The organism is Pseudogulbenkiania sp. AW2-16, assembly GCF_056824575.1.
Map to the genome: position 1 here is coordinate 3709983 of NZ_CP157668.1, position 23263 is coordinate 3733245.

Here is a 23263-nt window from a genome sequence, read left to right on the forward strand (position 1 = left end):
CTTGGAGAATCGAAAAAGAATGACATCGTCTTCTGGAAAAAACCCGCTGGACAGCCTCATCAAGGTCGGGGAAGCACTGCCCATCAACCTCTATACCAAGAGCGGCTTCCTGCTGCTCGGCAAGGGCCACTACGTCCTCACCGACAAGCAGAAGGAGCGCCTGCTGGCCCACAGCTCGCTCGAAGCCAGCCAGCGCGCTCAGCAGAACAAACCGGACCCCACCGCCAAGCGCGCCGACGTCCCGGCCGAGCTGATCGAACCGTTCGAGGAGGTGCACCACATCACCCCGTCGCTCGACTACCTGCTCAACTGCGCGCTGTCCGAGCCGATGTTCGAACTCAAGCTGCGCGAACTGGCCGAACGTCTGCTCGGCCTGTGTGACAAGGTGCCGGACGGCCTCTTGGCGTCGATGCTGCTGCTGCCGATCCAGCGCTACACCGCCGCGCACAGCATCCACACCGCCATCCTCGCCGCGCTGATCTCCAAGCGCCTGGACACGCCGGCGGATGCCCGCCTGATCCTGATCGCCGCCGCGCTCACCATGAACCTCTCCATCGCCCCGCTGATGGACGAGCTGTACAGCCAGGCCACCCCGCTGACCCCGGAGCAGCAGGAAGACGTCGCCGGGCACCCCCTGCTCAGCTCGGCGATCCTGCGCGAATGCGGCGTCACCGACGAACTGTGGCATACCCTGGTGCAACAGCACCACGAGGAATGGGACAGTTCCGGCTACCCGGAACGACTGGAGCGCACCGACATCCACCCGCTGGCCCACCTGCTGCATCTGGCCGACATTTCCGCCGCCAAGCTGGTGCCGCGCAGCTACCGCAAGGCCATTCTGCCGCAAAACGCGCTGGCCCAGCTGTTCAAGAACCGCGACCAGCAAGTCGACAGCCAGTACGTCACGCTGCTGGTGAAGGAAATGGGCGTCTACCCACCGGGCAGCTTCGTGCGCCTGGCCAACCACGAACTCGGCGTGGTGGTGGCCCGGCGTGAGCGCGCCGACCAACCGCTGGTCGCCGCGCTGCGCCGCGAGGATGGTGCCGCCTACGGCGGGCCGCTGCTGCGCGAGACTCGCCTCAAGGAATACCAGATCGTCGGCATGATCCCGCTGAGCCAGGCCGGCATCCGCCCACAGTACCTTTCCGCGCTGTGGAAAAAGCGCAAGCACTAGGCCGTCATTATTCACCGCGCCGACGGTCCGGGCGCAGGCTACAATGGCGATCAGCCAATGCGTGATTTCCAACCATGAGCGATCCTCCCGACAACAAGTCCAAACTGCACCCCCTGCGGCTCAGGGTGGGGCAGGAATTGCCGGTCGACGTCTACGCCAACAACGGCCTTTTGCTGCTGAAAAAAGGCCATTACGTCCTGAGCGCCGAGCAACGCGACAAGCTGCTCAACGTCGGCGTGGGCGACAAGGACGCGATCGAGGCGCGGCTGGAGCGGGAGAAACGCGAACGTGCCGAAGCGCTGCGCAGGCAGGAAGAGGCGCAGCGCCCGGCCAACCCCCTGCTGGAAATGGAATTCCTCGGGCAGCGGGTACAGGGCCTGCTGACGCACGGACTGGCGGTTGCCGGGCTGGCCGATAGCCTGCACAGCGTTGTCCGGCGTCTTCACGAACTGGCCACCCGTCAGGCGGACGCCCTGCTGGCCGCCACCCTGCTGGTCCCGCCGCGCGATCACGGCAGCGGCCATGCCCTGCACACCGCTGCACTGCTGGCGGTGCTTGCACGCCGCTTGGGCCTTGCCGAACAGGCCCAGCACAGCCTGATCGGGGCGGCGCTGACCATGAACATTGCGGTCACCGGCCTGCTCAACCAGATGTCCGCCCAAGACACCCCAGCCACGCAACAGCAACGCGAGGCCCTGTTCGCTCATCCGCTGCTGAGTTCGGCCATCCTGCGCGAGGCCGGCATAGCCGACGATCTGTGGCACACCCTGGTACAGCAGCACCACGAGGAGTGGAACGGCTCAGGCTATCCGCACGGACTGAACCGTCACGATATCGACGCACTGGCCCATCTGCTGCACCTGGCCGACGTGCTGACCAGCCGACTGTCCCCCTCGCCCGGCAATACGACCGAGCCCGCCGCTCGCATCATGGCCAAGCTGTTCCAGGGCGGCTATGGGGAGTTCGACCCACAATACACCGCGCTGCTGATCAAGGAGATCGGCATCTATCCGCCGGGCAGTTGCGTGCGCTTGGCCAACGGCGAAATCGCCATGGTCACCCACCGCCGCGAGAAAGCCAACGAACCCCGTGTGGCCGCGCTACGCAAGGCAGACGGCCCGCCCTACGCCGAGCCGCTGCTGCGCGAGACGCGCAACCCCGGCTACCACATCGTCGAGGCGGTGCCGCTCAACCAGGCCGGGGTGCGCCCCGGCTTCCTGGCAAAACTGTGGAAACCCTGAACCGCTAATTACAAACGCAAAGGCCACCCCAGGGTGGCCTTGCTCTTGACGGGGTAGCCTGCTTAACTAGCCTCGCCCACCGCCGGTCCTTTCAGCGCATCCGGCGGCATGGCGAGGCGTGCCACCGTGGCCCGTGCGGCAGCGAAATCGGCGCTATCCAGAGTCTTTTCCCACTCGGTCTGCTCGCCCTGTCCTTCCATGCGCGCCAGCCGCTCTGCCAATCCGGCGATGACCGGATCTGCCAAGGCCGCCAGCAGTTCGTCGGCCAGATCCGGGCGGTTGCACACCAAGGCCATGTCGCAGCCGGCGGCAAAGGCGGCGCGAGCGCGCTCGGCGATGCCGCCGGCCCCAGCCGCACCTTCCATGCACAGGTCGTCGGAGAAGATCACCCCGTCGAACTTCACCTGCTGGCGCAGGATGTCCTGTAGCCAGATACGCGAGAAACCGGCCGGCTGGTCGTCCACCTGCGGGTAGACCACGTGCGCCGGCATCACCGAGGTGAGGCCGGCAGCGGAAAGACGCACGAAGGGTTTGATGTCGTCGGCCATCAGCTCGTCCAGGCTGCGCTCGTCGACTGGGATGACGTGATGACTGTCGCCCTCGACGTAGCCATGGCCTGGGAAGTGCTTGCCGCAGGTGGCCATGCCGCCGCGCTGGAGACCGCGCTGCAGCGCCAGCGCCAGGGCCGACACCACCTCGGGGTCGCGGCTGAAGCTGCGGTTGCCGATCACGGCGCAACGCCCCCAGTCGAGGTCCAGCACCGGGGTGAACGAGAGGTCGACGCCGCAGGCGCGCAGTTCCGCCGCCAGCACGTAGCCGACGGTTTCAGCCGGGCTTTCGGCCTGCTGCGGATCGCGCTGCCAGGCTTCGCCCAGCACGCGCATCGGCGGCAGGCGCGTGAAACCGTCGAGGAAGCGCTGCACCCGCCCCCCTCATGATCCACCGCGATCAGCAAATGAGGGGAGCGCAGCGCGCGGATCTCAGCGGTCAGCGCCTTGAGCTGTTCGATGTTCTCGAAATTGCGCCGAAACAGGATCACCCCGCCGACCAGAGGATGGCGAAGCCGCACGCGCTCGGCATCGGTCAGGGTGAAACCCGCCACGTCCACCATCACGGGGCCGCGCGGGAGGGATACGGTGCTGTACATAGGAATCAGGCCTGCAAAATGGCGGGAGGGTTGGCCGAAGGCACCCCCTCCAGCACGACAAAGGCGAGCGCGTGGTCGCGCTCGTCGCTGATGGAGAGATGGCTGCCGATCACGCCGCGGCTTTCGGCAAACTGCTGCAGCGGCGGGCTGAAGACCAGCAAGGGCTTGCCCAGGGCGTCGTGGTCGACGGCGATGGCGGTGAGCAGCACCGGCGCGCGGATGCCGGTGCCCAGGGCTTTCGACACCGCCTCCTTGACCGCGAAACGCTTGGCCAACAAGCGCGCCGGATCGCGGCTGGCGGCAAACGCCGCCCACTCCGACGGCGCCAGGATGCGCCGCCCGGCCTTGCTGCCCCAGCGATCGAGCAGGGCCTGCATGCGCGCCACGGCGACGATGTCGGTGCCGATGCCATAGATCATGACTGGGGTCGCTTACTGGTGGGCCGCGTGCCGGCCTTCGATCATCAGCGCCTTCATCGAGCGGACCGCCTCGGGGAAACCGACGAACAGCGCCTGGCTGACGATGGCGTGACCGATATTGAGTTCGGCGATTTCGGCAATCGCCGCCACCGGCTTCACGTTGTGATACGACAGGCCATGGCCGGCGTTGACCACGAAGTCCAGGTGCGCGGCAAATACCGCCGCCTCACGAACCCGAGCCAGTTCGCGCTCGCGTTCGGCCTGATGCACCGCGTCGGCGTAGGCGCCGGTGTGCAGTTCGATCACACGGGCGCCAGCGTCGCGGGCTGCTTCGATCTGCTGGTTGTCCGGGTCGATGAACAGCGAAACGCGAATGCCGGCCTCGGTGAGAGCCTGGGTGTAGTCACGCACTTGATCGAAATGACGGATCACGTCGAGGCCACCCTCGGTGGTGATCTCTTCGCGTTTTTCCGGCACCAGGCAAACATCCTCCGGTTTGACTGCCAGCGCATTGGCCAACATTTCCTCGGTCAGCGCCATCTCCAGGTTCATGCGCGTCTTGATCACCTGGCGCATCGCCACCACGTCGGCGTCCTGGATGTGGCGACGGTCTTCGCGCAGATGCAGGGTAATCAGGTCGGCACCGGCCGTCTCGGCAACCAGCGCCGCTTCGATCGGACTCGGGTAACGGGTGCCACGCGCTTGGCGCAGGGTGGCCACATGATCGATATTCACGCCCAACAGAATCATCATCTCACTCCATCGCCCCGGTCGGTCTCATTCTATTCAGGTTAGAAACGATCGCGTGTCCGCGACATGTCGCGCACGGCGCGCGGGTCCAGCTCAGCGTGGCCAATCCTTGAATTAACCCAGCACTCGACTGGCCTGCGGAAAGCCGCTCGCAACCGCTTGCCGAGAGCCTGCGCCCTCTGCCGCCCCACTCGCGGGTCCTCGCGTTCTCGTTTCCAATACCGTTGGAATCAGTCGCCGAGGGCACTGATTGATTGCAGCAGCTCGCGGGTCGCCAACGACTGCGCCCCCAGAAGCTGCCCCAGAAAAAGTCTCATCAGACGGCGCGCCTCGCGCCGCGTGGCGAGCTCGGAAAAATCGCCGCCAGCCATCGCCAGCAGAATCCGGCCCTCGATCACCTGCTGCTGCGCCGGCACCGGCTCGCCCTGCCAACGCTGTAGCGCCTGCTCGGGCCCGCACAGGTAGGGCACGTCGGGCTCCACTTCGCGCCCGTTGTCGTCGACATCGAAGGCAGGCGCGTAGCCCAGCGTGCGCACCAGGCCCAGCTCGAAGCGCCGCAACACCGACGACAGCAAGCCGCCCGACGCCAGCCCACGCACCGCCTCGGCGTAGACGCCGAAGGTTTCCGGGTGCGGGTCGTCGCGCGCCGTCAGCTTGATCAACAATTCATTGAGATAAAACCCGCACACCAGCGGCAAGCCCGACAGTTGCGGCACGCCGCCCTGCCAATCGGCGGTGTGCAAAGTGCGCACTTCGCTCTTGCCAAACCAGGCCAGGAGCAGCGGCTGGAACGGCAACAGCACGCCCCGCAGGTCGGACCGGGGCCGGCGCGCGCCACGCGCCACCAGCGCGATGCGTCCGTGCTCGCGCGTCAGGACATCGAGCAGCAGGCTGGTTTCCCGGTACGGCTGGGCATGCAGCACGTAGGCCGGCTGGCGGTCAACCCGGCCCTGGCTCATGCGACGTCGGATTCGGGAAATCGTGCGCCCGCTCGACGCGGGCCACCTTCAGCGAAAAGGCCTGATACCACACCTCACGCCCAAGGCGCTGCGCCACCATGTGTTCAGCATGGTGACGCCAGGCGGCAATCGCCTCCACGCTATCCCAATAAGACACGGTAATGCCGAAACCGTTTTCGTCCCGCGCGCTTTCCATGCCGAGAAAGCCGGGCTGCACCCGGGCCAGCCGCAACATGCGCTCGGCCATCTCGGCGTAGCCCTGCTCGGCCTCGCTACGCTGCGAGGAAAAGATCACGGTCCAATACGGCGGGAGCGGCAAAGAATCCGGCATGATCAGTGAAGACCGAATTCCTTGAGGAAGCGCACGTCGTCGGCCCAACCGCTCTTGACCTTGACCCACACCTCCAGGTAGACCTTGCCGTCGAACAGCTTTTCCATGTCGAGGCGGGCTTCGGTCGAAATCTTCTTCAGCTTTTCACCGCCCTTGCCGATCAGAATGCCTTTCTGGCCTTCCTTGTCGACCAGCACGGCGATGTGGATGCGGCGCAAGGCGCCGTCGAGTTCGAATTGCTCGACTTCCACGTTCATCGAATATGGCAGTTCTTCGCCCAGGTAGCGGAACAGCTTCTCGCGCACGATCTCGGCGGCGAGGAAGCGTTCGCTCTTGTCGGTGACCATGTCCTCGGGGTAGAGCGGCATCGATTCCGGCAGGCGCGGGCGCACCTTGTCGAGCAGTTCGGCCAGGCGCTGACCATGCTTGGCACTGACCACCTCGACGTCGGCGAAGGCAAAGTCGGCCTTCACCGTCTCGATGAATTCCATCAGCGCCTGTTTATCCTTGGCCTTGTCGAGCTTGTTGATCACCAGCATCACCGGGGTGTGCTTGGGCAAGAGCGGCAACAGTTCCTTGTCGGCACCGGTCCAGCGCATGGCTTCGATCACGAACAGCACGCAGTCCACGTCCGACAGCGTTTCCTTCACGCTGCGGTTGAGCACCTCGTTGAGCGCGCCCTTGTGGAAGGTCTGGAAGCCCGGGGTGTCGACGAAAACGAACTGGGCGGTGTCTTCGGTGTGGATGCCGTTGACGCGGTGGCGCGTGGTCTGCGCCTTCTTCGAGGTGATGCTGACCTTCTGGCCGATCAGGTGGTTCATCAACGTCGACTTGCCGACGTTGGGACGACCGACGATGGCGACGAAGCCGCAGTGGAATGGAGTGTCTGTCATGCGCGTTTCTTGCCCGAAGGCAGTTTCTGTTCAAGGTGTTCCAGCGCGGCTTCGGCCGATTGCTGTTCGGCGGCGCGGCGGCTGCCGCCCTCGCCGGTGACGATCACCGCCAGCTCGCCGAGGTCGCACTCCACCTTGAACCATTGTTCATGAGCCTCTCCACTCTGGGAGAGGATACGGTATTTCGGCAGCGCCAGCTTTCTGGCCTGCAAGGCTTCCTGCAGCCGGGTCTTGGCATCCTTGGCGTGCTTGGTCGGATCGATCGAGGCCACCCGTTGTTCGTACAGGCGCCGCACCACGTTCTCGGCCGCGGCAAAGTCGGTGTCGAAGCTGACAGCGGCGAAGGTCGCTTCCAGGGCATCGGCCAGAATCGAGGGGCGGTTGAACCCGCCGCTCTTCAGTTCACCCTCGCCCAGGTACAGGTAATCGCCCAGGCCCAGCCCCAGGGCGATCTCGGCCAGCGAACTCTGGTTGACCAGGTTGGCACGCAGGCGCGACAGCTCGCCCTCGCTCAGGCGCGGGAAGCGGTCGAACAGCATGCGCGCCACGGTATAGTTGAGAATGCTGTCGCCGATGAATTCGAAACGCTCGTTGTTGGGCGAGCCGAAACTGCGGTGCGTCAATGCCTGGCGCAGCAGTTCCGGCCGAGTGAAACGATAGCCCAACGCCGCCGACAGGCGGCCGAACTTTACTTCAGTCTGTGATACGGTCATTGGGAAGAATCGGTTTTACCTGCTTCGGTTTCAAAGTCAAACGTCAGGCCAATATTGGCGAACAGGGGGACTTCGCGACGATAGGCGGCACGGACATGCACCACACCCGCGCCCGCAACCACCTCAAGATTCTGACCGCGGATCGAACTGATATCGGCCACGTCGGCCTTGGTATTGAAGTCTTTACGAATCTGGTACTCGCTGGCCGAGGTTTCACCTGCCACATCCCGTACCGCCTGCTTGACTGCAGAGTATTCCGCGTAGACCGGAATCACCTTGAAACCGAGCAGGATGACGCCGCCGATGAACACCATCAGCAGCATGGTGGAAATGATTGTAAACCCGCGTTGAGTTCGCTGCATTGCTCCCCCTTGACTGTCCAAGTCGAAGTCCTGTCAACGAATGGCATGACCAATACGCGACAGGTCGTTGAAGTTCATCCATACCAGGAACGCCTTGCCCACCAGCAGCTTGTCGGCGACGAAACCCCAATAACGGCCATCCAGGCTGTTGTCGCGGTTGTCGCCCATCATGAAGTAGTGGCCTTCCGGCACGCGGCAGGCAAAGCCGTTGTCATCATAGACACAACGGTCGCGGAAGGGGAAGTCGCTCACTTGGCTCAGGCTCAGTGTCGGGGCCTCGGGAATATTCAACACCTGGAAGCGCTTGTTGCCCAGCGTTTCGTGGAACTGGTCGTTATGGATCATCGCCAGCCCCTGTTCCAGGTATTCGTAGGTGCCGTCCTTCTCGTCCGGAACCGGCTTGCCGTTCACCGTCAGGCGCTTGTTGCGGTATTCCACCGTGTCGCCCGGCAGACCGATCACGCGCTTGATGTAGTTGACGCTGGGCTGCGGCGGAAAGTTGAACACCACCACATCGCCACGCTCCACCTTGTTGACCGGGATCAGCACGTTGTTCAACACCGGCACACGGAGGCCGTAGGAGAATTTGTTGACCAGGATGAAGTCGCCGACCACCAACCCCGGCCGCATCGAGCTGGAGGGGATCTGGAACGGCTCGACCAGGAAGGAGCGCAGCACGAACACCACGAAGATGACCGGGAAAAAGCCGCGCGCGTAGTCGACGAAATGCCCTACCTCGCGCCCTTCGGCCATTCTCTTCTTCGCCAGCAGCAGCTTGTCGAGCCCCCACACCACGCCGGTGATCAGCACGAACACCAGCATCACGGCGGTGAAGCTCATGGCGTTGGATAGAATGCCGAAGCCGCCGACCACCAGCGCCAGGTAGCCCCACTGGATCGGGGCCGGCCAGTCCTTGGCGGCCGCTTCTCGCCTGCCACCGCTGAAGACGATCAGCATCAGGCCGATGGCGGCCACGACCACGAACACCCAGAACAGATTGGCCCCCACTTACTTGTCTCCCACTTGAAGAATGGCGAGGAAGGCTTCCTGCGGAATTTCCACGTTGCCCACCTGCTTCATGCGCTTCTTGCCGGCTTTTTGTTTTTCCAGCAGCTTTTTCTTACGGGTGATGTCACCGCCGTAGCACTTGGCCAGCACGTTCTTCCTGAGCGCCTTGATGGTCTCGCGCGCGATGATGTGGCTGCCGATGGCGGCCTGCACGGCGATGTCGAACATCTGGCGCGGGATCAGTTCGCGCATCTTCGAGGCCAGTTCACGGCCGCGGTACTGGCTGGTGGCGCGGTGCACGATCAGCGATAGGGCATCGACCTTCTCGCTATTGACCAGGATGTCGAGCTTGACCAGGTCGGCCGCCTGGAATTCCTTGAATTCGTAGTCGAGCGAGGCGTAGCCGCGGCTGGTGGACTTGAGCTTGTCGAAGAAGTCCATCACCACTTCGTTCATCGGCAGCTCGTAGGTCAGCATCACCTGGCGGCCCATGTACTGCATATTGCGCTGCACACCGCGTTTCTGGTTGCACAGCGTCATCACCGCGCCGACGTAGTCCTGCGGCACGAGGATGGTCGACGTGATGATCGGCTCGCGGATTTCGTCGATCTTGGACAGGTCCGGCAGCTTGGAGGGGTTTTCCACCTCAATGACCGTGCCGTCCTTCATCAGCACCTCGTACACCACCGTTGGCGCGGTGGTGATGAGGTCCATGTCGAACTCGCGCTCGAGACGTTCCTGCACGATTTCCAGGTGCAGCAGGCCGAGGAAGCCGCAGCGGAAGCCGAAGCCCAGCGCCTGCGACACTTCCGGCTCGAACTTGAGCGAGGCGTCGTTGAGCTGCAGCTTTTCCAGGGCGTCGCGCAGTGAGTCGTAGTCGTGCGATTCCACCGGGTAGAGGCCGGCGAACACCTGCGACTGGACTTCCTTGAAGCCGGGCAGCGCCTCGCTGGCCGGGTTGTTGACCAGCGTGATGGTGTCGCCGACCTTGGCCGATTTCAGTTCCTTGATGCCGGCAATGACGAAGCCCACTTCGCCGGCGCTGAGGCTGGGACGCTGTACCGACTTCGGCGTGAACACCCCGACCTGCTCGCACAGATGCTCGGCGCCGGTGGCCATGAACTTGATCTTGTCCTTGGGTTTCAGCGAACCGTCGATCACCCGCACCAGCATTACCACGCCGACGTAGTTGTCGAACCAGGAGTCGATGATCAGCGCCTTGAGCGGGCCATCCGGATTGCCTTCCGGCGGCGGGATCTTGCTGATCACCGTTTCCAGGATGTCTTCGATGCCGATGCCGGACTTGGCTGAGGCACGCACCGCATCAATGGCCTCGATGCCGATGATGTCTTCGATCTCCTGACTCACGCGCTCGGGTTCGGCGGCCGGCAGGTCGATCTTGTTGAGCACCGGCACCACTTCCACCCCCAGTTCGATAGCGGTGTAGCAGTTGGCCACGGTCTGCGCCTCGACGCCCTGCGAGGCGTCGACCACCAGCAGCGCGCCCTCACAGGCGGACAGCGAGCGGCTGACTTCGTAGCTGAAGTCGACGTGTCCCGGGGTGTCGATCAGGTTCAGGTTGTAGACCTGGCCGTCGCGCGCCTTGTACTGCAGTGCCGCGGTCTGCGCCTTGATGGTGATGCCGCGCTCTTTCTCGATATCCATCGAGTCGAGTACCTGTGCGCTCATTTCACGCATTTCCAGGCCGCCGCAGAACTGGATAAAACGGTCGGCCAGGGTCGATTTGCCGTGGTCGATATGGGCAATGATCGAGAAATTTCGAATATGTTTCATCGGTATCCAGCAAAAATTAAGGGCACGCTGGCGTGCCCTTGACAACTCACACTGGCGCGGATTTTAGCCGATTTCGCCAAGATGTGCAGCCAGCCGCTGAGTATCAAGATGGTAATGGCAGATTTCGTGCTCGCCATCCATCAATACCGGCACCAGTTCGTTGAAGCGCTCCTCCAGCACCGGGTCGGCATCGACGTCGATCACGTCGAGCGCGAAGCCGTGCTTTTGCTGCCACGGCTGGAGTTCAGCCAGCATCTGGTGACACAGGCTGCAATACTCGCGGAAGTACAGCGTCAGCCTCATTTCCCCTCCTCCACGGTCAACGGCACGAACAGCGTCACGCCGCGGCGCAGCACCTGCAGGGCGACCGTGCCGCCCTTGCGCGCGGCGTTGAGCGCTTCGCGCAGCTGGCGAGGATTCTTCAGCGGCTCGCTGCCGACGCCGACGATGACGTCGCCCGCCGCCATGCCGACACGCTCGGCCGGGCCGGACACCTTGCGCACCAGGAGACCGTAGTCGATGCCGAGACGCTTGAGTTGCACCGGCGTCAGCTCGACCAGCGACAAGCCGATGGCAGACAGGTTTTCCCCCTGCGGTTCGGCCGGCTTCTGCGGCTGGCGGAATTCGCGTTCGGCAATGCTGGGCGCCTCGTCCTTGAGTTCGGCCAGCACCACGGTGACGACCCGGCGCGCCCGGTTACGCCAGACTTCCACCGCCACCGGCTTGCCCGGGCGCATGGCACCGATCAGGCGCGGCATGTCGGCCGACGACTCGACGGGCTGGCCGTCGATCTTGAGCACGATATCGCCGGCCCGCAGACCCGCCTTGTCGGCCGGCCCGTCCTTTTCCACCGAGTTGATCAGGGCGCCATTGGCGCTGGCAAGCCCGAACGATGCGGCCAGCTCCGGACTCAACTCCTGGATGGCGACGCCGATGCGGCCGCGGCTGACCTTGCCTTCCGACTTGAGTTGATCGGCCACCTTGACCGCCACGTCGATCGGGATGGCGAAGGAGATGCCCATGAAGCCGCCGGAGCGGCTGTAGATCTGCGAGTTGATGCCGACCACCTCGCCCTTCAGGTTGAACAGCGGACCGCCGGAGTTGCCGGGGTTGACCGCGGCGTCGGTCTGGATGAACGGTACGTAGTTCTCGTCCGGCAGGCTGCGCCCCTTGGCGGAGACGATGCCCGAGGTGACCGAGTTTTCGAAGCCGAACGGCGAGCCGATCGCCAGCACCCATTCCCCGACCTTGAGGTTGGCCGAAGAACCGATATGCGCCACCGGCAGGTGGCTGGCATTGATCTTCAGCAGCGCGACGTCGGTGCGCGCATCGGAACCGACCAGTCGCGCCTTGAAGGTGCGCTTGTCACCGAGCGTGACGGTGATTTCGTCGGCCCGCGCCACCACGTGCGAGTTGGTCATGACATAACCGTCTGCCGACACGATGAACCCCGAGCCCAGCGAGCGCTCCTTGCGCTCCTGCTGCTGCGGCGGGGCAAAGCGCCGGAAGAACTCGAAGAACGGATCGCCATTGAATTCCTCGGGTACGGCATTGATGGTCTCGCGCACCGTCTGCGTGGTGCTGATGTTGACCACGGCCTTGCCTTCCTGCTCGACGATCTGGGTAAAGTCGGGCAGCACGCGCGCCTCGGCGGCGTACACCGGACCCGACACTACAACAGCTGCCAGCATGGCAGAGGCAATCAGTTTTTGGACCGACATGGTTTCTCCAGCATCAAGGGTTCTGAGGGATAGATGGCCGTGATGGTCGGCTGCAGCAGGGGCGAACGCCGGCGACGCCGGAGCTCGCGCCGCACCGCGTACAGACCGATGACGAACAGCGCCGCGCCGGCCAACAGCGACACCGGCTCGCTCGCGCCGGCGCCGAACGAGAGCCCGACGCCCAGTCCCGCCGGCGGCACGAGATACACGAGGAAAGACGCCATGGACACGCGCTGTCGCGGCACAGTCACCAGCACCCAGTCGCCGGCCTCGGCGCCCAACGGATTGTGGACGCGCACGCGGCGGTCGGTCGAACCGATGGTGCGGGAAAGTGACAGGGCGCGGCAGCCGGCGACCGGATCGCAGTGGCGGCACGAGGAATGGGGACGGGGCTCCACCAAAGCGAATGCCTGCTCGGTGGCGAGCACCCTGGCCTGCGTTTCTACCATCGTTGTTGTTATTTCTGTACGACTCGAATCGATTTGAGCAAGGACATCATGCTGGCTTCCGGCAGATCGCCCACCAGCGTGAGCTGCATGCCGCCCTGGCTGCCGGAGGCCATGGCCACGGCGCCGTACAGCGTACTCACGCGTTCGGCGCGCGGCTCAGCCCCAGCCGGCTCGATGAAGAGCGACAGCATGACCAAACCATCGGTATACACCAGGTGCCGCACCGCGTGTTCGGCCTGCCCCGGCAGGCTGCGCTGCAGGGCACGGATCAGGCGGAAGCCACTGGGCAAGCCGCTGACTTCCACGCCTTCCATCCCGGCACCACTAGGCGGCACCGAGGTGCTGGCGTTGCGGATGGGGAGGCTGAGCGGGTAATGCGGCTTGAACTGGTTGCGATCCTTCGGCGCCGCCAGGTCGATCTCGGTGAACATGTACTGCTCGACCGGCTCCTGTGCCGGCGACAGCGTCATGATCTTGAGCGGCAGCAGGCTGGCACGATCGAGGCACAGGCGCAGGCCGTAGCGCGCCCGGTCCTTGGCCTTGAGTTCGAGCCAGTCGCATTCGCGCTGGGCGACACGATCGCCGGCGAGGCGCTTGAGCGTGTAGGACTCGGCGACGCCGGCCATGTCGTCCGGCAGCAAGGCCGGGAACAGCCGCATGGCACTGACCTTGGCGGCCATCAGCGCCTTCTTGTCCGGCCCGTAACCGGTGAGTTCGCTGCCGTTACGGACGATCTCGCGTGGCGTGCCGTCCAGCGACTGGCGCAATTCGATCACGCCCTCCGTTCCCGCACCGCGCACGATGTGGAATGTTTCCACCACACCGCTCATCTGGTGCAGATAGGTTCCGGTCAGGACCTGGTTACGGCTGGCCTGGGCGGATTTCTTGAGGGTCTGCCAGTCATCGGCGGCATGCGCCAATGCCGGCAGAGCAATACACACAATGGCAGTCAGGTGCTTCAGCCGCATCAATGGCGAACTCCGTTGCCCAGCGAGACTTTCACCACATCAGGGTCGGAAGCCATTTCCTGATGCGCCAGCAGATAAGGGTCGGCGCCGTTGTCGCGCGCCATGGGGCCGTTGGCCGGCTCGACCTGCTGAGCCACCTGCACCGGCACCCCCTTCTCCGCGACCATGGCGGCGCCCTGGCCGTTGACCGCCAGCTGCTGCCACGCCACCACGGCGGCAAAGCTCATGCTCGCGGCCAGCGCCACCGCACCGACCGTGCGCACGCTGCCCTGTCGTAACCAGCGCCGCGGCGCCAGCACGGTCGGCTCTTCGGCCAGGCGTGCCGCGACGCTATGGCGCACGTTGATGCTGTTCAGGCCGGAGGCGCGCATGGCATCACCGATCAGGTGATACTCATCCCATGCTTCCTTCAACGACTCGTCGGTACTGGCGGCACTGATCAGCTTGGAGGCCTCTGGTCCGTCGAGTTCGTTATCCACCAGTGCGGATAATGATTCTTTCATGCTTACCACCTTTTATTCTTGGCCGTGTCGAGCAGCGGCCTAAGCTCGGTTGCGATTGCTTCGCGCGCCCGGAAGATGCGCGAACGAACCGTACCGATGGGACAATTCATCACCTTGGCGATTTCGTCGTAGGACAGACCATCCATTTCCCGCAGCGAAATCGCCGTCCTCAGTTCCTCAGGCAATGCCTCTACCGCTGCATTCACCGTGTTCAGGATTTCCTTGTTCATCAACTCCGATTCGGGGGTGTTGAAGTCGGGGAGTTGCGACGCCATGTCGAAACTTTCACCATCTTCATCCTCCACTTCGCTGTTGATGACCGGGCGTCGCCCGCTGGCACTCAGGAAATTCTTGGCGGTGTTGATGCCAATCCGGTATAGCCAGGTATAGAACGCACTCTCGCCGCGAAACGACGGCAAGGCGCGGTATGCCTTGACGAAGGCCTCCTGTGTCACGTCTTCGATGTCTGCGCTGTCGCGTAAAAACCGCGACAACAGCCGAGCTAAACGGCGCTGATACTTGCTGACAAGTAGATCGAACGCTCTTTTTTCACCTCGCTGTGCACGCTCCACCAACTGTTGATCGATTTCACGATCACTCATGTCGTTGTAATGCTCCCTGAATTGCCCACCGGTTTATTTGGTGTATTTCACATGGCGGACACGGTCTAGACCAGAGGGTGGGTGATGAGTTCCCACTGGTGGTGCTGAGCGAAACATAGCAGAGATGCCTCCAAACGAAAACGGCGGAAAGCCCCGGCTCGAGGCGTTGCCCCCGTCTCGCCGGCGAGGGTAACGCCGCGTCAGCGGGGAGAATGCGGCGGCGCGTCGTTTTGTCCGGCACCCGCCCGCGCTACCGTCTACCCTCTGTTTAAGGGATTTGCCATTGTGTGCTCGGCGCCCTTTACACACCAACCAAGCACTTGCTAGAATTCAGCCATCACCCCATGACGACGCAAGGAGAACGCGCGATGCACACCCCGGGAAACCGTTTCAGACAGGCCGTGGAGCAGGAAAAACCGTTGCAGGTGATGGGGGCCGTCAATGCCTACGCCGCCCGCCTGGCCGAGCACGCCGGCTTCAAGGCGCTGTATCTCTCCGGCGGCGGCGTGGCGGCCTGCTCGTGCGGCATTCCTGATCTTGGCATCACCACGCTGGAAGACGTGCTGATCGACGTACGCCGCATCACCGAGGCCACCGAGCTGCCGCTGCTGGTGGATATCGACACCGGCTGGGGCGGCGCGTTCAACATCGCCCGCGCCATCCGCAGCCTGGAAAAGGCCGGCGCCGCCGCGGTGCACATCGAAGACCAGGTCCAGCAGAAGCGCTGCGGCCATCGCCCGAACAAGGCGATCGTGTCCAAGGACGAGATGGTCGACCGCATCAAGGCGGCCGTGGATGCGCGCCGTGACGACAGCTTCGTGATCATGGCCCGCACCGATGCGCTGGCCGTGGAAGGCCTGGACGCCGCGATCGAGCGCGCCGTGGCCTGCGTCGAGGCCGGCGCGGACATGATCTTCCCCGAGGCGATGACCGATCTGGCGATGTACAAGCAGTTCGCCGCCGCCGTGAAAGTGCCGGTACTGGCCAACATCACCGAGTTCGGCTCCACCCCGCTCTACACCACGCAGGAACTCGGCGCCAACGGCGTGAGCCTGGTGCTCTACCCGCTCTCGGCGTTCCGCGCCATGAGCAAGGCGGCGCTGGAGGTGTACAGCGCGATCCGCCAGGACGGCACGCAGAAAAACGTGATCGACAAGATGCAGACGCGCATGGAGCTCTATGACCATCTGGGCTACCACGCTTACGAGCAGAAGCTGGACGCGCTGTTCAGCCAGGAAAAGTAAACCACAGACCACATCAGGTTGGCCGAAGACGCCCGACAACAAGCCGCAGGCCGCCCCGTATTGCCGTTACATTTAGAGGAGAAGGAAATGAGTGAAGTCGTTCTTACCGCCAAGCCGAAGAAATCGGTTGCCCTCTCCGGCGTGGCCGCCGGCAACACCGCCCTGTGCACCGTTGGCCGCAGCGGCAACGACCTGCACTACCGCGGCTACGACATCCTGGACCTGGCCGCCCACTGTGAATTCGAAGAAGTCGCCTACCTGCTGGTGCACGGCAAGCTGCCGAACCAGGCCGAGCTCACCGGCTACAAGAAGAAGCTGAAGAGCCTGCGCGGCCTGCCGGCCTCGGTAAAGGCCGCGCTGGAAGCGCTGCCGGCCGCCGCCCACCCGATGGACGTGATGCGCAGCGGCGTCTCCGCGCTGGGTTGCACCCTGCCGGAAAAAGACGATCACAACATGGCCGGCGCGCGCGACATCGCCGACCGCCTGATGGCCAGCCTGGGTTCGATGCTGCTCTACTGGTACCACTTCAGCCATAACGGCAAGCGCATCGAGGTGGAAACCGACGACGACTCCATCGGCGGCCACTTCCTGCACCTGCTGCACGGCCAGAAGCCCTCCGAGCAGTGGGTACGCGCCATGCATACCTCGCTCAACCTGTACGCCGAGCATGAGTTCAACGCCTCCACCTTCACCGCCCGCGTCATCGCCGGCACCGGTTCCGACATGTACAGCGCCATCACCGGCGCCATCGGCGCGCTGCGCGGCCCGAAACACGGCGGCGCCAACGAAGTGGCGTTCGAAGTGCAGAAGCGCTACGAGAACCCGGACGAGGCCGAGATCGACATCAAGGCACGCGTCGAGCGCAAGGAAGTGGTGATCGGCTTCGGCCATCCCGTGTACACCATCAGCGACCCGCGCAACAAGGTGATCAAGGAAGTGGCACGCGAGCTGTCCGTCGCCGCCGGCGACACCAAGATGTTCGACATCGCCGAGCGCCTGGAGAGCGTGATGTGGGATATCAAGAAGATGTTCCCCAACCTCGACTGGTTCTCCGCCGTGAGCTACCACATGATGGGCGTGCCGACCGCGATGTTCACCCCGCTGTTCGTGATCGCCCGCACCAGCGGCTGGAGCGCGCACGTGATCGAGCAGCGCATCGACGGCAAGATCATCCGACCTTCGGCCAACTACGTCGGCCCGGAAGATCAGTCTTTCGTGCCGCTGGCTCAGCGCTGACACTCCCGCCTGCCGGGCGCGCCGCGGCCCGCCCGGCGCCGGCATCCTCACGGCCCCCTCTAGGCGGGCGAGGATGCCGGGAGCGGATGGCCGCCACCTGCCGGTGCGACTGCGCCGGCGGGCTGGCTGAAACACGGACGGAGGCGGCCGACGAGCCGCCCCGCTGACACAGAACATCACCCTCGGGCCTCGACACCATGAATACCGCATACCGCAAACACCTGCCCGGCACGGCCCTGGATTACTTCGACACGCGCGCCGCGGTCGACGCCATCCAGCCCGGCGCCTACGACACGCTGCCGTATACCTCGCGCGTACTGGCCGAACAGCTGGTGCGCCGCTGCGACCCGGCGCTGCTGACCGACGCGCTCAAGCAGCTGATCGAACGCCGCCGCGACCTGGATTTCCCCTGGTACCCGGCGCGCGTGGTGTGCCACGACATCCTGGGCCAGACCGCGCTGGTCGACCTGGCCGGCCTGCGCGACGCCATCGCCGAAAAAGGCGGCGATCCGGCCAAGGTGAACCCGGAGGTCCCCACCCAGCTCATCGTGGATCACTCGCTGGCAGTGGAATGCGGCGGCTACGACCCGGAGGCGTTCGAGAAAAACCGTGCCATCGAAGACCGTCGCAACGAGGACCGCTTCCACTTCATCGACTGGACGCGCACCGCGTTCAAGAACGTGGACGTGATCCCGGCGGGCAACGGCATCATGCACCAGATCAACCTGGAAAAAATGTCGCCGGTGATCCAGGCGCGCGACGGCGTGGCCTTCCCCGACACCTGCGTCGGCACCGACAGCCATACCCCGCACGTGGACGCGCTGGGCGTGATCGCCATCGGCGTGGGCGGGTTGGAAGCGGAAACCGTGATGCTGGGCCGCGCCTCGATGATGCGCCTGCCGGACATCGTCGGGGTGAAACTCACCGGCCAGCGCCAGCCCGGCATCACCGCCACCGACATCGTGCTGGCGCTCACTGAGTTCCTGCGCAAGGAGCGCGTGGTCGGCGCCTGGGTGGAGTTCTTCGGCGAAGGCGCGGCCAAGCTGAGCATCGGCGACCGTGCCACCATCTCCAATATGTGCCCGGAATACGGCGCCACCGCCGCGATGTTCTACATCGACGACCAGACCATCGATTACCTGAAGCTCACCGGCCGCGAACCGGAGCAGGTGGCGCTGGTGGAAAATTACGCCAAGCTCACCGGCCTGTGGGGCGACAGCCTGGCCCGCGCCGAGTACGAGCGCGTGCTGGAGTTCGACCTCTCCACGGTGGTGCGCAACATGGCCGGCCCGTCCAACCCGCACAAGCGCCTGCCGACCTCGGCCCTGCACGAGCGCGGCATCGCCGACGAGGCCAAGCTGCAGGCGGCTCGCGCTGAGGAAGCCCAGGGCCTGCTGCCGGATGGCGCGGTGATCATCGCCGCCATCACCAGCTGCACCAACACCTCCAACCCCCGCAACGTGGTGGCGGCCGCCCTGCTGGCGAAAAAAGCCAATGCCCTGGGCCTGGTGCGCAAACCGTGGGTGAAGACCTCGTTCGCGCCCGGCTCCAAGGTGGCCAAGCTGTACCTGGAAGAAGCCGGCCTGCTGCCAGAGCTGGAAAAGCTGGGCTTCGGCATCGTGGCCTACGCCTGCACCACCTGTAACGGCATGTCCGGCGCGCTGGACCCGAAGATCCAGCAGGAAATCATCGAGCGCGACCTGTACGCCACCGCCGTGCTGTCCGGCAACCGCAACTTCGACGGCCGCATCCACCCCTACGCCAAGCAGGCCTTCCTCGCCTCCCCGCCGCTGGTGGTGGCCTACGCCATCGCCGGCACCGTGCGCTTCGACATCGAGCAGGACGCGCTGGGCTACGACAAGGACGGCCAGGCCATCACGCTGAAAGACCTGTGGCCGAGCGACGAGGAAATCGACGCCATCGTGGCGCGCTGCGTGAAGCCGGAACAGTTCAAGCAGATCTACATCCCGATGTTCGACCTGGGCACCGTGGAAGAAGCCAAGAGCCCGCTCTACGACTGGCGTCCGCAGTCGACCTACATCCGCCGCCCGCCGTACTGGGAAGGCGCGCTGGCCGGCGAGCGCACGCTCAAGGGCATGCGCCCGCTGGCGGTGCTGCCGGACAACATCACCACCGACCACCTGTCGCCGTCCAACGCCATCCTGGCCAACAGCGCCGCCGGCGAATACCTGGCGAAAATGGGCCTGCCGGAAGAGGACTTCAACTCCTACGCCACCCATCGCGGCGACCACCTCACCGCGCAGCGCGCCACCTTCGCCAACCCGCAGCTGGTGAACGAGATGGCGGTGGTGGACGGCGAGGTGAAGAAGGGCTCGCTGGCCCGCGTCGAGCCGGAGGGCAAGGTGATGCGCATGTGGGAAGCCATCGAAACCTACATGGAGCGCAAGCAGCCCCTGATCATCATCGCCGGCGCCGACTACGGCCAGGGCTCCTCGCGCGACTGGGCCGCCAAGGGCGTGCGTCTGGCCGGGGTGGAAGCCATCGCGGCCGAGGGCTTCGAGCGCATCCACCGCACCAACCTGATCGGCATGGGCGTGCTGCCGCTGGAGTTCAAGCCGGGTGTGAATCGCAAGACCCTGGGCATCGACGGCACCGAGACCTTCGACGTGATCGGCGAGCGCAAACCGCGCGCCGACCTCACGCTGGTGATCCAGCGCCGGAACGGCGAACGCGTCGAGGTGCCCGTCACCTGCCGCCTCGATACCGCGGAAGAAGTGTCGATCTACGAGGCCGGCGGCGTGCTGCAGCGCTTCGCGCAGGACTTCCTCGAAGCCTCGACCGCCGCGTAAGCATCAGCAGACGGCCAACGTTGCCCCGGCAAGGCGGCAACGTTGGCCGAACCGCCACCCCGGTTTCATCAGGACAATCAGCTCATGGCTCACCAACCCCAGATCAAGATTCCCGCCACCTATATCCGCGGCGGCACCAGCAAGGGCGTGTTCTTCCGCCTGCAAGACCTGCCGGAACGCTGCCAGGTGCCGGGCGCGGCGCGCGACAAGCTGTTCATGCGCGTGATCGGCAGCCCCGACCCCTACTCCGCCCACATCGACGGCATGGGCGGCGCCACCTCCAGCACCAGCAAGTGCGTGATCCTGTCCAAGAGCACGCAGCCCGACCACGACGTGGACTACCTCTACGGCCAGGTCGCCATCGACAAGGCGTTCGTGGACTGGAGCGGCAACTGCGGCAACCTCTCCACCGCCGCCGGCGCCTTCGCCATCCACGCCGGCCTGGTCGACCCGGCGCGCATTCCGGACAACGGCGTGTGCGTGGTGCGCATCTGGCAGGCCAACATCCAAAAGACCATCATCGCCCACGTGCCGGTCACCAACGGTCAGGTGCAGGAGACCGGCGATTTCGAGCTGGACGGCGTGACCTTCCCGGCCGCCGAGATCGTGCTGGAATTCATCGATCCGTCCGATGACGATGAGGACAGTGGTTCGATGTTCCCCACCGGCAAGCTGGTCGACGATCTCAACGTACCCGGCGTCGGCACCTTCAAGGCCACCATGATCGCGGCCGGCATTCCCACCGTATTCGTCAACGCCGCCGACATCGGCTACACCGGCACCGAGCTGCGCGAAGCCATCAATACGGATGCCGCCGCGCTGGCGACATTCGAGGCCATCCGCGTCGCCGGGGCCCTGCGCATGGGCCTGATCACGTCGCCGGAAGAGGCCGCCACGCGCCAGCACACCCCGAAGATCGCCTTCGTGGCGCCGCCCCAGGACTACACCGCCTCCAGCGGCAAGCAGATCAAGGCCGGCGACGTCGACCTCTTGGTGCGCGCGCTGTCCATGGGCAAGCTGCACCACGCCATGATGGGCACCGCCGCGGTCGCCATCGGCACCGCCGCCGCCATCCCCGGCACCCTGGTCAACCTGGCGGCCGGCGGCGGCGAACGCCGAGGCGGTGCGCTTCGGCCACCCCTCGGGCACGCTGCGCGTGGGCGCCGAGGCACGCCAGGTCGATGGCCAGTGGACCGTGACCAAGGCCGTCATGAGCCGCAGCGCGCGCGTGCTGATGGAAGGCTGGGTGCGCGTGCCGGGCGACGCGTTCTGAGCGCGAGCTAAACTGCAGTACAGCGACGGCCGGTTGATCCGGCTTCGGCCAACCCGGCCGGGGCGGATCAGCGGGCCGGGTTTCCATGCGGCGGCAACAACGCAGCTTGTGCCCGCTCGCCCTCCCCGAGCGCATGAAGCGGCGGTTCGACGGTGCCCCCATTAGGAGGAACGCATGTCTGCCCATCTCTCCAACGCGCGCCCCGATGCCGATCAGGTGCTGGTCGACATCGCCGACTACGTCGCCGATTACGCCATCACCTCTCCCCAAGCCTGGGACACCGCCCGCCTGTGTCTGATGGACACCCTGGGCTGCGGACTGGAAGCGCTGTCCTACCCGGCCTGCGCCAAGCTTTTGGGGCCGATCGTGCCGGGCACCCTCGTGCCGAACGGCGCCCGGGTGCCCGGCACCCAGTTCCAGCTCGACCCGGAGCAGGCCGCGTTCACCATCGGCACGATGATCCGCTGGCTCGATTTCAACGACACCTGGCTCGCCGCCGAGTGGGGGCATCCGTCCGACAACCTGGGCGGCATCCTCGCCACCGCCGACTGGGTCTCGCGCGAGCGTGTCGCCCAAGGCCGAGGCGCCACTGATGATGAAGGACGTGCTGGAGGGCATGATCAAGGCGCACGAGATTCAGGGCTGCCTCGCGCTGGAGAACAGCTTCAACCGGGTCGGCCTGGACCACGTGGTGCTGGTGAAGGTGGCCTCCGCCGCCGTGTGCGCCAAACTGATGGGCGGCAGCAAGGAGGAAATCGTCAACGCCGTGAGCCAGGCCTTCGTCGACGGCCAGAGTCTGCGCACCTATCGCCACGCCCCCAACACCGGCTCCCGCAAATCGTGGGCGGCGGGCGACGCCACCAGCCGCGGCGTGCGCCTGGCGCGCTTCAGCCTCAAGGGCGAGATGGGTATCCCGGGCGTGTTGAGCGCCAAGGGCTGGGGCTTCTACGACGTGCTGTTCCGGGGCCGGCCGTTCACGCTCCCGCGCCCCTACGGCAGCTACGTGATGGAGAACGTGCTGTTCAAGATCGCGTTCCCGGCCGAGTTCCATGCACAGACCGCCGTGGAATGCGCGCTGGCACTACATGGCGAACTGGCCCGGCAAGGCAAGTCCGCCGCCGATATCCGGCATATCGCCATCCGCACCCAGGAGGCCTGCCTGCGCATCATCGACAAGCAGGGCCCGCTGGCCAACCCGGCCGACCGCGACCACTGCATCCAGTACATGGTGGCCGTGCCGCTGATCTTCGGCCGCCTGAGCGCCGCCGACTACGAAGACGACGTCGCCGCCGACCCGCGCATCGACGACTTGCGTGCCCGGATAAACTGCGTGGAAGACCCGGCCTTCACCCGCGACTACCACGATCCCGACAAGCGCAGCATCGCCAACGCGCTCACCGTCACCCTGAACGACGGCAGCGTGCTCGACGAAGCGGTGTGCGAATACCCGCTCGGCCACCCGCGGCGGCGGGCGGAGGGCATTCCGCTGCTGGAGAACAAGTTCAGGACCCACCTGGCACACCGCTTCCCGGCCCAACAGCAGGCTGCCATCTTCGCGCTGTGCCGCGATCAGGAAACACTGCTGACAACGGCGGTGAATGCTTTTACCGATTTATGGGTGATCTGATGTCCCCTGGCGGCGGCGCCTGCGGCCGGGCTCGGTGCC

Annotated in this window: 21 protein-coding genes and 3 pseudogenes; 8 read left to right on the forward strand and 16 right to left on the reverse strand. The window is 64.9% G+C overall.

Annotated features, from left to right (window positions below):
• Positions 1-19: 19 nt before the first annotated feature.
• The gene (locus ABKF58_RS17925) at positions 20-1174 is read left to right on the forward strand and encodes an HD-GYP domain-containing protein (protein WP_014086775.1); all 1155 of its coding nucleotides are present in this window, start codon (positions 20-22) and stop codon (positions 1172-1174) included.
• A 74-nt stretch (positions 1175-1248) separates the two neighbouring features.
• Positions 1249-2415, forward strand: coding sequence for an HD-GYP domain-containing protein (locus ABKF58_RS17930; protein ID WP_482582473.1), 1167 nt, complete (start codon positions 1249-1251; stop codon positions 2413-2415).
• Positions 2416-2477: 62 nt separating this feature from the next.
• On the opposite strand, the pseudogene nagZ reads toward ABKF58_RS17930, so the two are convergent.
• From nagZ to rpoE, 16 genes and pseudogenes are all read right to left on the reverse strand, one after another.
• Positions 2478-3562, reverse strand: a pseudogene (gene nagZ / locus ABKF58_RS17935) (beta-N-acetylhexosaminidase).
• Between the two features lie 5 nt (positions 3563-3567).
• Entirely contained in the window at positions 3568-3981 is a 414-nt protein-coding gene (acpS, locus tag ABKF58_RS17940; RefSeq protein ID WP_482582475.1) for a holo-ACP synthase, read from the reverse strand.
• A 12-nt stretch (positions 3982-3993) separates the two neighbouring features.
• On the reverse strand, positions 3994-4731 hold the full coding sequence (gene pdxJ / locus ABKF58_RS17945) for a pyridoxine 5'-phosphate synthase (RefSeq protein ID WP_014086771.1): 738 nt from the start codon (positions 4729-4731) through the stop codon (positions 3994-3996).
• Between the two features lie 230 nt (positions 4732-4961).
• Positions 4962-5690 (reverse strand): DNA repair protein RecO, encoded by a 729-nt coding sequence (gene recO / locus ABKF58_RS17950; RefSeq protein ID WP_482582477.1) that lies wholly within the window; start codon positions 5688-5690, stop codon positions 4962-4964.
• Positions 5671-6021, reverse strand: coding sequence for an antibiotic biosynthesis monooxygenase family protein (locus ABKF58_RS17955; RefSeq protein ID WP_008953853.1), 351 nt, complete (start codon positions 6019-6021; stop codon positions 5671-5673). The genes recO and ABKF58_RS17955 overlap by 20 nt, the downstream gene beginning before the upstream one ends.
• A 2-nt stretch (positions 6022-6023) precedes the next feature.
• Complete coding sequence (gene era / locus ABKF58_RS17960) at positions 6024-6914, reverse strand: GTPase Era (RefSeq protein WP_008953852.1); 891 nt, start codon at positions 6912-6914, stop codon at positions 6024-6026.
• Positions 6911-7627 (reverse strand): ribonuclease III, encoded by a 717-nt coding sequence (gene rnc, locus ABKF58_RS17965; RefSeq protein ID WP_482582480.1) that lies wholly within the window; start codon positions 7625-7627, stop codon positions 6911-6913. Before rnc ends, era begins: the two co-directional genes overlap by 4 nt.
• Positions 7624-7950 carry a DUF4845 domain-containing protein gene (locus ABKF58_RS17970; protein ID WP_482582481.1) on the reverse strand — a complete coding sequence of 109 codons (327 nt, stop codon included), beginning with the start codon at positions 7948-7950 and terminating at the stop codon, positions 7624-7626. The genes rnc and ABKF58_RS17970 overlap by 4 nt, the downstream gene beginning before the upstream one ends.
• Before the next feature lie 72 nt (positions 7951-8022).
• Complete coding sequence (gene lepB / locus ABKF58_RS17975; RefSeq protein WP_482582483.1) at positions 8023-8997, reverse strand: signal peptidase I; 975 nt, start codon at positions 8995-8997, stop codon at positions 8023-8025.
• A complete protein-coding gene (gene lepA / locus ABKF58_RS17980; protein ID WP_008953848.1) occupies positions 8998-10791 on the reverse strand; it encodes a translation elongation factor 4 in 1794 nt (597 codons plus the stop codon).
• Between the two features lie 63 nt (positions 10792-10854).
• Positions 10855-11094 (reverse strand): glutaredoxin family protein, encoded by a 240-nt coding sequence (locus tag ABKF58_RS17985; protein ID WP_008953847.1) that lies wholly within the window; start codon positions 11092-11094, stop codon positions 10855-10857.
• On the reverse strand, positions 11091-12512 hold the full coding sequence (locus tag ABKF58_RS17990) for a DegQ family serine endoprotease (protein ID WP_482582486.1): 1422 nt from the start codon (positions 12510-12512) through the stop codon (positions 11091-11093). The genes ABKF58_RS17985 and ABKF58_RS17990 overlap by 4 nt, the downstream gene beginning before the upstream one ends.
• The gene (locus tag ABKF58_RS17995; protein ID WP_482582487.1) at positions 12494-12961 is read right to left on the reverse strand and encodes a SoxR reducing system RseC family protein; all 468 of its coding nucleotides are present in this window, start codon (positions 12959-12961) and stop codon (positions 12494-12496) included. Before ABKF58_RS17995 ends, ABKF58_RS17990 begins: the two co-directional genes overlap by 19 nt.
• Positions 12962-12969: 8 nt before the next feature.
• Entirely contained in the window at positions 12970-13929 is a 960-nt protein-coding gene (locus ABKF58_RS18000; protein ID WP_482582489.1) for a MucB/RseB C-terminal domain-containing protein, read from the reverse strand.
• On the reverse strand, positions 13929-14432 hold the full coding sequence (locus tag ABKF58_RS18005; RefSeq protein ID WP_014086761.1) for a sigma-E factor negative regulatory protein: 504 nt from the start codon (positions 14430-14432) through the stop codon (positions 13929-13931). The genes ABKF58_RS18000 and ABKF58_RS18005 overlap by 1 nt, the downstream gene beginning before the upstream one ends.
• Positions 14433-14434: 2 nt before the next feature.
• A complete protein-coding gene (rpoE, locus tag ABKF58_RS18010; RefSeq protein ID WP_008953842.1) occupies positions 14435-15034 on the reverse strand; it encodes an RNA polymerase sigma factor RpoE in 600 nt (199 codons plus the stop codon).
• Between the two features lie 368 nt (positions 15035-15402).
• On the opposite strand from rpoE, the gene prpB reads away from it, so the two are divergent.
• The 6 genes and pseudogenes from prpB (at position 15403) to ABKF58_RS18040 (ending at position 23224) form a co-directional block, all read left to right on the forward strand.
• Complete coding sequence (gene prpB / locus ABKF58_RS18015; protein ID WP_482582491.1) at positions 15403-16278, forward strand: methylisocitrate lyase; 876 nt, start codon at positions 15403-15405, stop codon at positions 16276-16278.
• 87 nt (positions 16279-16365) lie between these two features.
• The gene (prpC, locus tag ABKF58_RS18020) at positions 16366-17514 is read left to right on the forward strand and encodes a bifunctional 2-methylcitrate synthase/citrate synthase (protein WP_014086759.1); all 1149 of its coding nucleotides are present in this window, start codon (positions 16366-16368) and stop codon (positions 17512-17514) included.
• A 197-nt stretch (positions 17515-17711) separates the two neighbouring features.
• Complete coding sequence (acnD, locus tag ABKF58_RS18025) at positions 17712-20324, forward strand: Fe/S-dependent 2-methylisocitrate dehydratase AcnD (protein ID WP_482582492.1); 2613 nt, start codon at positions 17712-17714, stop codon at positions 20322-20324.
• A gap of 84 nt (positions 20325-20408) precedes the next feature.
• Positions 20409-21597 (forward strand): annotated as a pseudogene (prpF, locus tag ABKF58_RS18030) (2-methylaconitate cis-trans isomerase PrpF).
• A 174-nt stretch (positions 21598-21771) separates the two neighbouring features.
• Positions 21772-22098 (forward strand): annotated as a pseudogene (locus tag ABKF58_RS18035) (MmgE/PrpD family protein); the annotation flags it as partial.
• Between the two features lie 91 nt (positions 22099-22189).
• Positions 22190-23224, forward strand: coding sequence for a bifunctional 2-methylcitrate dehydratase/aconitate hydratase (locus ABKF58_RS18040; RefSeq protein WP_482582494.1), 1035 nt, complete (start codon positions 22190-22192; stop codon positions 23222-23224).
• Positions 23225-23263: the final 39 nt, after the last annotated feature.

Coding starts and splice junctions, on each gene's coding strand:
- ABKF58_RS17925 (WP_014086775.1), top strand. CDS start 20: ATGACATCGTCTTCTGGAAAAAACCCGCTGGACAGCCTCATCAAGGTC.
- ABKF58_RS17930 (WP_482582473.1), top strand. CDS start 1,249: ATGAGCGATCCTCCCGACAACAAGTCCAAACTGCACCCCCTGCGGCTC.
- acpS (WP_482582475.1), bottom strand. CDS start 3,981: ATGATCTATGGCATCGGCACCGACATCGTCGCCGTGGCGCGCATGCAG.
- pdxJ (WP_014086771.1), bottom strand. CDS start 4,731: ATGATTCTGTTGGGCGTGAATATCGATCATGTGGCCACCCTGCGCCAA.
- recO (WP_482582477.1), bottom strand. CDS start 5,690: ATGAGCCAGGGCCGGGTTGACCGCCAGCCGGCCTACGTGCTGCATGCC.
- ABKF58_RS17955 (WP_008953853.1), bottom strand. CDS start 6,021: ATGCCGGATTCTTTGCCGCTCCCGCCGTATTGGACCGTGATCTTTTCC.
- era (WP_008953852.1), bottom strand. CDS start 6,914: ATGACAGACACTCCATTCCACTGCGGCTTCGTCGCCATCGTCGGTCGT.
- rnc (WP_482582480.1), bottom strand. CDS start 7,627: ATGACCGTATCACAGACTGAAGTAAAGTTCGGCCGCCTGTCGGCGGCG.
- ABKF58_RS17970 (WP_482582481.1), bottom strand. CDS start 7,950: ATGCTGCTGATGGTGTTCATCGGCGGCGTCATCCTGCTCGGTTTCAAG.
- lepA (WP_008953848.1), bottom strand. CDS start 10,791: ATGAAACATATTCGAAATTTCTCGATCATTGCCCATATCGACCACGGC.
- ABKF58_RS17985 (WP_008953847.1), bottom strand. CDS start 11,094: ATGAGGCTGACGCTGTACTTCCGCGAGTATTGCAGCCTGTGTCACCAG.
- ABKF58_RS17990 (WP_482582486.1), bottom strand. CDS start 12,512: ATGTCGGTCCAAAAACTGATTGCCTCTGCCATGCTGGCAGCTGTTGTA.
- ABKF58_RS17995 (WP_482582487.1), bottom strand. CDS start 12,961: ATGGTAGAAACGCAGGCCAGGGTGCTCGCCACCGAGCAGGCATTCGCT.
- ABKF58_RS18000 (WP_482582489.1), bottom strand. CDS start 13,929: ATGCGGCTGAAGCACCTGACTGCCATTGTGTGTATTGCTCTGCCGGCA.
- ABKF58_RS18005 (WP_014086761.1), bottom strand. CDS start 14,432: ATGAAAGAATCATTATCCGCACTGGTGGATAACGAACTCGACGGACCA.
- rpoE (WP_008953842.1), bottom strand. CDS start 15,034: ATGAGTGATCGTGAAATCGATCAACAGTTGGTGGAGCGTGCACAGCGA.
- prpB (WP_482582491.1), top strand. CDS start 15,403: ATGCACACCCCGGGAAACCGTTTCAGACAGGCCGTGGAGCAGGAAAAA.
- prpC (WP_014086759.1), top strand. CDS start 16,366: ATGAGTGAAGTCGTTCTTACCGCCAAGCCGAAGAAATCGGTTGCCCTC.
- acnD (WP_482582492.1), top strand. CDS start 17,712: ATGAATACCGCATACCGCAAACACCTGCCCGGCACGGCCCTGGATTAC.
- ABKF58_RS18040 (WP_482582494.1), top strand. CDS start 22,190: ATGATGAAGGACGTGCTGGAGGGCATGATCAAGGCGCACGAGATTCAG.